We start from the raw sequence: 12,332 nt of genomic DNA on the forward strand, positions 1-12,332 counted from the left end.
GTCAGGTCGATCCGCTATAGGGAACGGACGGGCGCGGAGGCGGCGGCAACCCGAAAGGCGTGCCGCCGCAAGTCCTGCGTTGTTACTCCGGGCCGCCGGTCCGTCAGGCTCCGTCGCCTTCGTCCTTCGCCTCGGCCTTTGCAGGCCGCAGGAAGAAGGGGACGATCGCGATGATCAGGAGTAGCCGATAGATGTGGTGGGTCGCCACATAGGCCGGATCGTAGCCGAGCGAGAGGGCCATGGCGCTCATGCCCTCGACGCCGCCGGGCGCATAGGAGACCCAGACCTGGCCGAAGGGCAGGGCCAGCACATAGGCCATCACGAAGCTGATCGCGCCGGACAAAGCGAGGGCGATGCCGGTTGCGACGAGCCCCGACAGGCCGAGGCTGCGGATCTCGGCAAGGGTGATCTTTGCAAAGCGCGAGCCGATGACCGCGCCCGCGAGCGAAAAGCCGATGAAGGTGAGCGCGAAGGCGGGGCGGCCCTCCATGAGCCCGGCGCCGTGGCCGAGTCCGCTGAGAAGGACGCCCGCAAGGAGATGGGCGGCCGGAAGGCGGAGCTTCGAGGCAAGCGTTCCCAGCAATGCGGAGGCCGCGATGAGCGCGACGCTGACCGGCAGGCCGAGGGCGTGGGGCATGGCAGCGCCGGCGGCGGCATGATGATCCGCCGCGCCGTCGACGAGCGCGATCACCGGCGGCAGGCAGATGGTGATCAGGAGGAGCCGCAGGCTCTGGAGCACCATCACCATCTTCGTGTCGACGCTCGCCGCGCCGCCGCCGCTGCCGGTCGCAAGCGACAGCGCATAGGAGAGGGCGCCCGGCGAGGTGGCGAGCACCGAGGTCGCATGGCCGGCCCCGAACATGCGCCGCAGGACGAAGCTCGAGACGATCATCACCGCGAGGATGGTGAGGGTGAGGGCGGCAAGGCTCAATGGGAAGCGGGCGAGATCGGACAGGAAGGTCGGCGAGATGCCGGCCCCGAGCGTCACGCCGATCGTGGTGAAGCCGAGATCGCGCAGGAACGAGGGAACGGACGGGTTCAGCCGGAAGGCCGATGCGATGGTGACGAAGATGGTGGAGCCCACCAGCGCGCCTGCCGGCACGCCGAGGAACGAGAAGAGGGCCGCGCCTGTCAGCGCGGCCCCCAGGGCTATGGCAGTGGACCGCAAGATCAGGACCTCGGCGCGTCTGTCGTGGCGTCGGCATCGCCTTCGGCGAGAGCCCGCGTGCGATATCGGCTGTAGACCAGCGGCACGACGATGATCGCGACGGTGAGGACGTAGAGGCCGATCGCGTTCCAGGAGGTGACGAGGATCGTCCAGTCGCCGCCCGAGATCGAGAGCGCCCGGCGCAGATTGTTCTCGAAGAGGCCGCCGAGCACGAAGCCCAAGATGACCGGCGCCAGCGAGAAGCCGAGCTTGCGCATGACCCAGCCGAACACGCCGAGAAGGGTGATCATGTAGAGGTCGTGCGCATTGCCGACGATCGAGTAGACGCCGACGAAGGCGAGGACGGCGATCAGCGGCGTCAGATATTGCTGCGGGATCGTCAGCATGCGGGCGAAGAGGCCCACCAGCGGCAGGTTGATGACGAGAAGCGCGATATTGCCGATATACATGGAGGCGATGAGGCCCCAGGCGACTTCCGGGCGCTGCTCGAACATCAACGGACCCGGCTGGACGTTGAAGAGGAGCAGGGCACCGAGCAGGATCGCCGTGGTGCCGGAGCCCGGAATGCCGAGGGTCAGCATCGGCACCATGGCGCCGCCCGCGGCCGCGTTGTTGGCCGCTTCCGGCGCCGCAAGGCCCCGGATGTCGCCCTTGCCGAAGCTCGGCGCGTTGTTGCAGGCCCGCTTCTCCGAGCCGTAGGCAACGGCCGAGGCGACCGAGGCGCCGGTGCCGGGCAGGATGCCGATGAAGAAGCCGATCATCGAGGCGCGCAGGATCGTCCACTTCGTCCTGGCGAGATCGGCCATGGTGACGAAGCTCTTGTCGATCTTCAGCGTCTTCAGCTGGCCGCGCGCCTGCTGCTCGACGAGGTGGATCAGCTCGGCCATGCCGAACAGGCCGATGACGACGACGAGGAAGTCGATGCCCGCCAGGATGTCCGGAATGCCGAAGGTGTAGCGTGCGACGCCGGTATTGGCGTCGATGCCGACCGAGGCGAGGATCAGGCCGATGACGGCGCCGAGCAGCGTCTTGACCGGGTTCGCGCCGACGAGGGAGGCGAGGGAGGCGAAGGCGAAGACCATCAGCGCCACGTAGTCGGACGGCGAGAAGGTGACCGCGTAGGAGGCGAGGAGGGGCCCGAACAGGCTCATCAGCACCACCGCGAAGGTGCCGCCGACGAAGGATGCGATGGCCGAGAGCGAGAGCGCCTTGCCGGCCTCGCCGTTTCTGGCCATCGGATTGCCGTCGAGCGTCGTCATCACCGCGCCGGCGTCACCGGGCACGTTGAGGAGGATCGAGGAGATGCGTCCGCCATATTCCGCGCCGTAATAGATGCCGGCGAGGAGGATGATCGCCGATTCGGCCGGGAAGCCCAGGCTGTAGGCGATGGGGAGCAGGATGGCGACGCCGTTGATCGGGCCGATGCCCGGCAGCGCGCCGATGAGGGTGCCGGCGAAGCAGCCCGCGAGCACCAGCATGAGGTTGAAGGGCTGGAGCGCGGTCGCGAAACCGGAGGCCAGGCCCGAAAAGACAGCATCCATCGGATAGCTCCTTAGGACAGCGCCCGGACGATGGGTCCGGCCGGCAGGTTGAGTTCGAGAAGGACGGTGCAGACGACGTAGCCGACGACACCCGTGGCCGCCGAGAAGGCGAGGGCGGCGAGCGGCCGGGCCCCGAGCATCAGCGACAGGGCGAGGCAGAACAGGAAGGTGGAGATGATGAAGCCGAGGGGCTGGTAGAGATAGCCGTAGCCCATCAGGAAGACGAAGAGGGCGAGGAGGCGGCCGCCCGTGCGCAGCGGCAGGTCGAACCGGTCGCGGTCGGGCCTCACGAGAATGTAGGCGAGGCACAGAAGCGCGACGACGCCGAGGATCTGCGGCCAGCTTTCGGGGCCGAGCGGATCGTACTGGAACGGCGCCTGGAGGATGAAGAAGGCGATATAGGTGTAACCGAGCGCGACAACGAAGAGGATGCCGGCGAAGATCCGGTCGGCCATGGAAGGGGTCCTGGACAAAGGGTTTCGGGAAGAAGGGTCGGGTGGCGCCGGGTGCACCGGCCGGGGCCGGCATCGCCGGGCGGCTCGGGCTTTCCGGAGTATCGGGCGTGCCGGGCCGTGGGGGCATGGGACGCGCCGGGCCGGAAGGCGGCGGACGATCCCTGCGACCGGGCCGCACCGCCGCCGGATCGAGATGCCCCGTGACGGGACCATCGAAGGGGAGACGGTGCGGTGCGGCGGCCCGGGAGGGACCCTGCGGCGAACGGCCCTCTCGGGGGGAGAGGCCGTTCGATCGGCGACTGGTGCCGCCGGGCGAGTGGATCGACCCTTCGGGTCAATTAACGTCCGGCGAGGGCTTCAGACGCCGCTTGGGCTGATGGCGGACACTCGAAAGCGATGCTTTCGTCCGTCCGCTGGTCTTACTGCTGGATGAGACCGGCTTCCTGGGCGATCTGGCGCATGGTCTCGACGCGGCTCATGATGTCGTCATGAAGCTCCTCGCCGGCCTTGTCGTAGACCTGCAGGCCCTGGGCCTCGACGACCTCTTTCCACTTTTCTGTGCCATAGGCGTCCTGGAAGGCCTTCACCCAGGCGTTATAGGCCTCGTCGGAGACGTTCTTGCCCATGTAGTAGCCACGCAGGATGGCCCAGTCGGCATCGGGATAGCCGAGTTCGTTGGTGGTCGGGATGTCGGCGAAGGGCTCGCCGAGCCGCTCCTTGGTCATGACGGCGAGAACGCGGACGGAGCCGGCCTCGAGCTGGCTGAGGACTTCGCCCACATCGCCGGTATAGACGTCGATCGAGCCGCCAAGGAGGCCGCTCATCGCATCACCGCCGCCATCGAAGGCGACGTAGCGCATCTGGCGCGGATCGAGCTGTTCGGCGCGCACCAGAAGCGCGGCTTTCATCCAGTCCTGGGACCCGACCGAGCCGCCGGCGCCCAGAACCACGCTCGAGACGTCTTCCTTGAGGGCCGACATCAGGTCGGCGAGGCTCTGGAACCTGGAGTCGTCGCGCACGATGACGGCGCCGTAATCGGTGCCCGCCGTCGCCGTGAACTTCACGTCCTCCGCACCCCATTCGCCGTATTTGCCCGTCACCATGTTGAGGAGTGAGCCGGAGGAGAAGGCGACGATCGCGTTCGGATCGTCGGTGCGGACGGTGTTGAACATGTTGATCGCTACGGCGCCGATGCCGCCGGGCATGAAGGTGACCTGGATCGGGTTCGACACCACGTCCTGAAGGCCGCGCTGGGCGATGCGGCAGGTGAGGTCGAAGCCGCCGCCGGGCTGGGCGGGCGCGACGCATTCGGGGCGCTGGATCTCGACGGTCTGATCCTGGGCCGATGCCGGAAGCGCCATGGTGGCCGACAGAACGGCGGCCGCTGCAAGATGGATTTTCATGTTGAAGTCTCTCCCGTGAACATTCGATGGGAGATCCGGTCATGCGTGGCCGGGCCGGCTCTCGCCGGCATGGCGGACGCTGCGGCCGGCGACATGCGCGTCTTCGGCGCTCTTCGCGGGGCTCCGCAAATTCCTCACTCCCGCCGCGATCGTTAGCAAGGCTGACTGACGACGATCTGACGCGAGACTGACTCGAAGCTGACGCGGGTCTATGGTCCCCGTCTGCGAGAAGCCGATCGGAAGGATGGTCTCATGCGTATTCTGGTCGTCGAGGACAATGACGATCTGGCCGCCGCCATGGTCGAGCGGCTGGAGGGGGAAGGCTATGCCGTGGACCGGGAGGGCGACGGCGCGGAGGCGGACGGGCTCCTCGCCCATGCCTCCTTCGACCTCCTGATCCTCGACATCAACCTGCCGAACCGCAGCGGCTACGAGATCCTCGGCGCGATGCGCCGGCGCGGCGACCGCACGCCGGTTCTCGTCCTCACCGCCCGTTCGGAGATCGAGGACCGGGTGATCGGCCTCGACCAGGGCGCCGACGACTTCATGGTCAAGCCCTTCGACTTCCGCGAACTCTCGGCCCGCTGCCGGGCGCTGATCCGCAGGAAGAGCGGGGAGGCCTCAAACATCTTCACCCAAGGCGAGTTCGTCTTCGACCGGGCGGCGCGGCGCGCGAGCCTTGCCGGGCTCGACCTCGAACTGCGCTCGCGCGAGGTGCAGGTGCTGGAGCTCTTCCTCGCCAATCTCGACCGGGTGCTGACCAAGGAACAGGTGGCCGACGGCATCTACAGCTTTTCCGAGGCGCCGAGCCTCAACGCGGTGGAACAGATCCTGACGCGCCTGCGCCGCAAGCTGGAGGGCGCGCCCTTCCACATCCGCACCATAAGGGGCCTCGGCTATATCGCGAGCGTGCGCGATGCCTGATCTCGTCGGTCGCCTGTTCGAGCGCCGCTATTCCCTGCGCCGGCGGCTCCTCGCCGTCTCGCTCGGCGCCTTTCTCGTGCTGATCGCGCTGCTTGCGATCGGCATCTGGACCTATGCGCGCACCGCCGCCAACGAGACCTACGACCTCCTGTTGCGCGGGGCTGCGATCACCATGCTGGAACGGGTGACGATGACGCCCGAGGGGATCGCCGTCGACCTGCCGACTTCCGCCTTCGAGATCCTCGCCCTCGACGACCGGGACCGGGTGTTCTACCGGGTGATCGACGAGGAGGGCCGCACGCTGACCGGGCGCGAGACCTTGCCGGGCGGGTGGCTAAAGGAGGGCTTGCGGCCGGTGCAGGAGCCGTTCTTCTTCGATGCCGACTATAGCGGCGAGCCGGTGCGGTTCGTCGTCAACGGCCGCCTTTTGCCGGGCGAGGCCGAGCCGCGTTGGGTGGGCGTCGAGATCGGCCATACGCGCGAGGCGCGCCAGACCATGCAGGCGGACCTGATGCTGAAGGGGATCGTGCCGCTCGCCGCGCTTTCGCTCGCCGGCATCGCGCTCGGGCGCGCCGGCATCTCGCTCGCCATGCGCCCGCTCGCCGGTATCGAGCGCGATATCCGCGAGCGCCAGCCCCTCGACCTCGAACCCCTGAAGGCCGAGCCGCCGCGCGAGATCGAGGCGCTGATCGCCGCGATCAACGGCTTCATGCGACGGCTCGTCCAGTCGCGCAAGCAGGCCGAGACCTTCATCGCCGACGTCGCCCACCAGACGCGGACCTCGCTCTCCATGCTGCAGGCCCATCTGGAGGCCGCCGACCGAGGCGGCCAGCTCGACGCCGAGAATCTCGCAAAGGCGCGCGAGCAGGTGGGGCGAACGGTGCGCATGACCAACCAGCTTCTCAGCCATGCCATGGTCATCCATCGCGGCGACCGGGAGATGTTCGAGAAGGTGGAGCTGAAGCCGCTGATCCTGCGGCTTCTGGAGGAGATCGTGCGCAACGACCGGGCGGAACGGATTGAATTCGGCGTCGACCTGCCGGCGGGCGGGCCCGTTCCGGTGGTCGAGGGCGATGCGATCGCGATCCGGGAGGCCCTGCGCAATCTCGTCGACAACGCCTTGCGCCACGGGCCCGCCGACAACGAGATCACCATCGGCCTGTCGCCGGTGGGAGCCGGGGCCGGCTCGGGCGACAGGCCCGCGGCCTATGATCTCAGGGTGGAGGATCGCGGGCCGGGCGTGCCGGAGGGCGAGAAGGCGCGGGTCGTCGAACGCTTCTATTCGAGCGGCGAGAAGGGCGGATCGGGCGTCGGGCTCGCCATCGTCGCGGCGGTGGCGGCAAGCCATGGCGGACGGTTCGAGCTTCGCGACGCCGAGCCGCACGGCCTCGTCTGCGTCATGCGCCTGCCCGTCGTCCAGAGCAGGGACGGCGGCGAAGGCCGGGGCCGAAGCGCGGGGGAGGGGGCATGACGATGCGAAACCCGATCATGCTTGCAGGCGGCGGTCTCCTCGCAGCTCTCGCTTTTGCCGCCGGTCTCTGGGTTCTATTGTCGTCCGGCGGTCGCGAGGACGGGCCTTCCGCTGCCGGCACGAAGACGGTGCTCGACCTGTGGGGCGCGACGGACGGGGAGGCGATTGCCCCCCTGATCGCGCGGTTCGAGGCCGAGGAGCCGGGGGTCGAGATCGCCTATACGGAGTTCAACACCGCCGAACTTTTCCGGGCGGTGGCCGGAAGCACGGGCGGGCGGCTGCCCGATCTCGTGATGTCCTCGGCGATGGACCTGCAGGTCGCCCTCGTCAACGACGGCTTTGCGGCGCCCATCGACGCCGTGCCCGAGACGCCCGAATGGTCGCGCTGGCGCGACGAGCTGTTCGGCTTCACCCGCGAGCCCGTGGCGCTCGTCTACGACCGGCGGGCCTTCGAAGGCCGCGCCCTGCCGCGCACCCGTTCGGAGCTCGCGACCATGCTGCGCGACGATCCGGCCTTCTTCGACGGGCGGGTCGGCACCTACGATATCGCCCTGTCGGGCGTCGGCTACATGTTCGCGACCCAGGATGCCCAGCGCGGCTATCAGGCGACGCGGCTGGTGGAATCCCTCGGGCGCGCCCATGTGCGCACCTATTGCTGCACCTTCGACATGATCGCCGACGTTTCGGCCGGGCGGCTCGTTCTCGCCTACAACGTCATCGCCTCCTATGCCGCCGGGATGGTGGCGGCGAACCCGGATCTCGGGCTGCTTCTTCTCAGCGACTATGCCCTCGTCTTCACCCGCTCGATCTTCGTGACGCAGGCCTCGGACAACCGAGAGGAGGCCGCCCGCTTCGTGCGCTTTCTCCTGTCGCCGGCGGGCCAGGCGGAGATGGCGGAGAGCTCCTCCCTGTTCCCCCTCACCGGGCCTGCCGATGCCGGCTTTGCGCAGGACCGTTTCGAGGGAAGCACGGCGCTGCTGCCGATCCGCCTGCGGCCCGGCCTCCTGACATGGCTCGACCGGAGCAAGCAGCGCGCCTTCCTCAACGACTGGCAATCCTCGATGGAGCCGGCGGCCGATGACGGGGAGGAGGGTTCGGGGGCAATCCGCGCTCTCCCGACAGGCGCGCCCGAGGAGGCCGGCGTCGGGGGCTCGCGGGACCCGCGCTGAGGCGGCCGGGGCTCAAGGCGGGCAGAATGGGCCGGAGGCAGGTGCCGGCGTGACGGGCCGGCGGCGGGGGCTCGCGGGGGAACCGTTGAACATTGTCGCGAGGGCGCGAAACGCCTATAGACGGGGGAGATTTGCAGGATGACGCCTAGCCGGGCCCCGCGTCGGCGGCCTCTGCCGGCAGGGCCTGCGGCGCGTCCTGGCCGCGTCCGGCTCCGCGCCCTTCCCCCATCCGGCGGACCTGCGGGGCGGGGACATGCGGCGGCGGCGGGCCCGGTGCCGGGCTGGCGACCAGCGCGTGGCACCGTGGCACTGTGCTGCGGCCCTGCGGCACGACGGCTGCGTGGCGGGGGCAGGTTCACCGCCGGGCGTGAGCACGAATTGAAAGACCTGAGGACGACCCCTTGACCCATTCCCGGACCCTTTTGGGCGCAGACGGCACCGCTCCCTCGAGCGCCGACGTGATCGTCATCGGCGGCGGCCATGCGGGCTGCGAGGCGGCCCATGCGGCGGCGCGCTGCGGCGCGCGCACCGTTCTCGTAACCCACCGCTTCGACACGATCGGCGCGATGAGCTGCAATCCGGCGATCGGCGGCATCGGCAAGGGCCATCTCGTGCGCGAGATCGATGCGCTCGGCGGGCTGATGGGCGAGGTGGCCGATGCGAGCGGCATCCAGTTCCGCCTTCTCAACCGCAGCAAGGGCCCAGCCGTACGCGGCCCGCGCACCCAGGCCGACCGCAAGCTCTATGCGGCCGCCATGCAGGCGCGCATCGGTACATGCGAGGGCCTGAGCGTCGTCGAGGGCGACGTCTTCGATCTCGATCTGGGCGAGGCGAACCGGGTGACCGGGGTGGTTCTCGGCGACGGCCGGCGCATCGCCTGCGGCGCCGTCGTGCTGACCACCGGCACCTTCCTCTCCGGCCTCATCCATATCGGCGACCGGCGCATTCCGGCGGGGCGCATGGGCGAGGATGCCTCGCTCGGCCTCTCTGGCACGCTGCGCCGCCTGGGTCTTGCCCTGGGGCGCCTCAAGACCGGCACACCCGCACGGCTCGACGGGCGCACGATCGACTGGGCCTCGATCGACGCCCAGGCCGCCGACGAGGTGCCGGTTCCCTTCTCCTATCTCACCGACCGCATCACCGTGCGCCAGATCGAATGCGGCGTGACGCGCACGACGCCCGAGACCCATCGCATCATCCGCGACAATATCGGCCGCTCGGCGCTCTATTCCGGGCAGATCGAGGGGGTGGGCCCGCGCTACTGCCCGTCGATCGAGGACAAGATCGTCAAGTTCGGCGATCGCGACGGGCATCAGGTCTTCCTGGAGCCGGAAGGCCTCGACGACGACACGGTCTATCCGAACGGTCTTTCAACCTCTCTGCCCGAGGATGTGCAGCTCGCCTTCCTGCGCTCCATTCCGGGGCTCGAGCGGGTGGAGATCCTGAAGGCGGGCTATGCGATCGAATACGACCATGTCGACCCGCGCGAACTCGACCGCCATCTCTCGGTGCGCCGGGCCGCAGGGCTTTATCTGGCAGGCCAGATCAACGGGACGACTGGCTACGAGGAGGCGGCGGCGCAAGGCTTGTTAGCCGGCTTGAACGCTGCCTTGTTTGCCGGCAAAGCCGAACCCGTCGCCATCGGCCGCGCGGATGCCTATCTGGGTGTCATGGTGGACGACCTGACCCGGACGGGCGTCAGCGAGCCCTATCGCATGTTCACCTCGCGGGCCGAATTCCGGCTCTCCTTGCGCGCCGACAATGCCGATCGCCGCCTGACGCCGCTCGCCATCCGGCTCGGCATCGCCGGCAAGGCCCGCACGGATGCGTTCCTCAAGAGCGAGGAGGAACTTGCCCGCGCACGTGCCATGCTGGAGGAGCGGACGCTGACGCCGAACGAAGCGGCGCGTCATGGATTGTCGCTGAACAGGGACGGGCGGCGGCGCACCGGCTGGCAGCTTCTCTCCCAGCCCGAGGTCGATCTTGCGCGCCTTGCCGCGATCTGGCCGGAGCTTGCCGAAATCACCGGGCCCTGCGCCGAGCGCACCGAGATCGAGGCGGCCTACGACGTCTATCTCGACCGCCAGCGCAAGGATCAGGACCGGCTGCGGCGGGACGAGAACCGGGCGATCCCCGAAGGTCTCGATTTCGATGCGATGCCGGGGCTTTCCAACGAACTGCGCCAGAAGCTCGCCGCGCGGCGGCCCGCAAGCCTTGCCGAGGCCGAGCGCATCGACGGCATGACGCCGGCGGCGCTCGCGATCATTCTCCTGGCGATCCGCCGCGGGGAGATCGCCCGTGCCGCCTGAGGGATCGAAGACCCCGCAGGGCACGAAGCGACCCGCAAAGCCCCGGCGCACGGGCTCTGCCGAGGGGGGCATCGAAGCGCGCGTCGCCGGAAACGAGAGACCGGCCGGGCTTCGGCCGGGTGCCGATACGGGCCACCGTGCGCCGAAGGATCTCGGCATGTCGCCGGAGGCCCTGGCGAAGGCGCAGAGCGAAAGCCGGGAGCGCGTCGCCGGCACGATCGATGTTTCACGTGAAACATGGGAGCGGCTCGATCGTTATGTCGCGCTTCTGACGGAATGGCAGACGCGGATGAACCTCGTTGCGCCGGCAAGCCTTGCCGAGGTCTGGGAACGGCATGTGGCCGACAGCCTCCAGGTGACCGACTTGCTTCCGGCCTTCGAGACCCTGACCGATCTCGGCTCGGGCGGCGGCTTTCCGGGGATCGTCATCGCCATCATGCGGCCCGAAGCGCGGGTTCATCTGGTGGAAAGCGTCGGCAAGAAGGCGGGCTTCCTGAGGGCGGTGGCCGAGGATCTTGGCCTCTCCACCCATGTCCATGCCCGCCGGATCGAGGCCTGCGGCCAGGTTCTCGCGCGCTCCGATCTCGTCACGGCGCGGGCGCTCGCCTCCCTCGACAAGCTCTGCAGCCTCGTCGAGCCCCATCTGAAACCCGATGCGCGCTGCTTCTTCGCCAAGGGGGCGCGGCATGGCGAGGAGATCGAGGAGGCGAAGGCGAACTTCGTGTTTCACGTGAAACATCACCCCTCCCGCCTTAAGGAGGGATCGGTGATTCTCGAGCTTTCGGGCATCCGCCCGCGCAGGAAACAGGGGCTGCGCTGAAGGAAAACGATCGGTCCGCGCCGGCAGAAAGGCCGGTGCGCGGCGCCTTGCCGATGTTTTTTCCGCCATGGTGTCTGCGCCATGGCATCGGCGCGAGCGATGCTGTAGACCGATTTCGAAACCGTTAATCGATCCGGCCCCTCCCGGCGTCTCGGCTGAGACCTGCGCCTCGAACGGACGGTGCGCCGGACCCTCGATCAATGAGGATGATGGAAACGCCATGCGCGTCATCACCATAGCCAATCAGAAAGGCGGCGTCGGCAAGACCACGACCGCCATCAATCTCGCAACAGCGCTCGCCGCCATCGGCAAGCGCGTGCTGCTCGTGGATCTCGATCCCCAGGGCAATGCCTCCACGGGTCTCGGCGTCGAGAAGGACGAGCGCGACGTCTCGTCCTACGACGTGTTGACCGAGCGCGCGAACGTCGCCGAGGCCGCGATCGCGACGGTGGTGCCGGAGCTTTATCTGGTGCCTTCGACGCTCGATCTTCTCGGGCTCGAAATGGAGATTTCGGGCGCCGAGAGGCGCGCCTATCGCTTGCGGGACGCCCTGTTGCGTCATGCCGAGACGGAGAACGCCTTCGATTTCGTGCTGATGGACTGCCCGCCTTCGCTCAACCTGTTGACGATCAACGCCATGGCGGCGGCCGATTCGGTTCTGGTGCCGCTCCAGTGCGAGTTCTTCGCCCTCGAAGGCCTCAGCCAGCTGCTCCAGACGGTGGAAGAGGTGCGCAACAGCCTCAATCCGAGCCTCGATCTCCACGGCATCGTCTTGACCATGTTCGACGGACGCAACAATCTCGCCGCGCAGGTTGTGCGCGATGTGCGCTCCTTCATGGGCGACAGCGTCTACGAGACGGTGATTCCGCGCAATGTGCGCGTCTCCGAGGCGCCGTCCTTCGGCAAGCCGGCGATCCTCTACGACATGAAATGCCCCGGCAGCCAGGCCTATATCGCGCTCGCCTCCGAGGTGATCCAGCGCGAGAAGCGGCTGGTGGCGGCATGAGGCGCGCGGCGATATGGGTTTCACGGGACGGCGAGAACCGGGCGCCGAGGGCTGCGAAGACGGGAT

At 68.3% G+C, this 12,332-nt stretch carries 10 protein-coding genes; 6 read left to right on the forward strand and 4 right to left on the reverse strand.

Annotated elements, in window-relative coordinates; genetic code table 11:
* Positions 1–103: 103 nt before the first annotated feature.
* The 4 genes from DYI37_RS19935 to DYI37_RS07425 form a co-directional block, all read right to left on the reverse strand.
* On the reverse strand, positions 104–1,168 hold the full coding sequence (locus tag DYI37_RS19935; RefSeq protein WP_158555108.1) for an AbrB family transcriptional regulator: 1,065 nt from the start codon (positions 1,166–1,168) through the stop codon (positions 104–106).
* A gap of 2 nt (positions 1,169–1,170) precedes the next feature.
* On the reverse strand, positions 1,171–2,709 hold the full coding sequence (locus DYI37_RS07415) for a tripartite tricarboxylate transporter permease (protein ID WP_116682591.1): 1,539 nt from the start codon (positions 2,707–2,709) through the stop codon (positions 1,171–1,173).
* 11 nt (positions 2,710–2,720) lie between these two features.
* Entirely contained in the window at positions 2,721–3,164 is a 444-nt protein-coding gene (locus DYI37_RS07420; RefSeq protein ID WP_116682592.1) for a tripartite tricarboxylate transporter TctB family protein, read from the reverse strand.
* A 419-nt stretch (positions 3,165–3,583) separates the two neighbouring features.
* Positions 3,584–4,567 (reverse strand): Bug family tripartite tricarboxylate transporter substrate binding protein, encoded by a 984-nt coding sequence (locus DYI37_RS07425; RefSeq protein ID WP_116682593.1) that lies wholly within the window; start codon positions 4,565–4,567, stop codon positions 3,584–3,586.
* A gap of 252 nt (positions 4,568–4,819) precedes the next feature.
* Here DYI37_RS07425 and DYI37_RS07430 point away from each other — a divergent pair, with 252 nt between their 5' ends.
* The 6 genes from DYI37_RS07430 to DYI37_RS07455 all read left to right on the forward strand — a co-directional run bounded on the left by DYI37_RS07430 (position 4,820) and on the right by DYI37_RS07455 (position 12,266).
* Positions 4,820–5,491 carry a response regulator transcription factor gene (locus DYI37_RS07430; protein ID WP_116682594.1) on the forward strand — a complete coding sequence of 224 codons (672 nt, stop codon included), beginning with the start codon at positions 4,820–4,822 and terminating at the stop codon, positions 5,489–5,491.
* The gene (locus tag DYI37_RS07435) at positions 5,484–6,962 is read left to right on the forward strand and encodes a sensor histidine kinase (protein ID WP_116682595.1); all 1,479 of its coding nucleotides are present in this window, start codon (positions 5,484–5,486) and stop codon (positions 6,960–6,962) included. The genes DYI37_RS07430 and DYI37_RS07435 overlap by 8 nt, the downstream gene beginning before the upstream one ends.
* Positions 6,959–8,131, forward strand: coding sequence for an ABC transporter substrate-binding protein (locus DYI37_RS07440; RefSeq protein WP_116682596.1), 1,173 nt, complete (start codon positions 6,959–6,961; stop codon positions 8,129–8,131). Before DYI37_RS07435 ends, DYI37_RS07440 begins: the two co-directional genes overlap by 4 nt.
* A gap of 401 nt (positions 8,132–8,532) precedes the next feature.
* A complete protein-coding gene (gene mnmG, locus DYI37_RS07445) occupies positions 8,533–10,440 on the forward strand; it encodes a tRNA uridine-5-carboxymethylaminomethyl(34) synthesis enzyme MnmG (RefSeq protein ID WP_245413821.1) in 1,908 nt (635 codons plus the stop codon).
* A gap of 157 nt (positions 10,441–10,597) precedes the next feature.
* Complete coding sequence (rsmG, locus tag DYI37_RS07450) at positions 10,598–11,260, forward strand: 16S rRNA (guanine(527)-N(7))-methyltransferase RsmG (protein ID WP_116682954.1); 663 nt, start codon at positions 10,598–10,600, stop codon at positions 11,258–11,260.
* Positions 11,261–11,480: 220 nt separating this feature from the next.
* Positions 11,481–12,266: a ParA family protein gene (locus DYI37_RS07455; RefSeq protein WP_116682597.1), complete on the forward strand. Its 786-nt coding sequence runs from the start codon at positions 11,481–11,483 to the stop codon at positions 12,264–12,266.
* Positions 12,267–12,332: the final 66 nt, after the last annotated feature.

Source organism: Fulvimarina endophytica (genome assembly GCF_003403015.1).
GTDB classification, from domain to species: Bacteria; Pseudomonadota; Alphaproteobacteria; order Rhizobiales; family Rhizobiaceae; genus Fulvimarina; species Fulvimarina endophytica.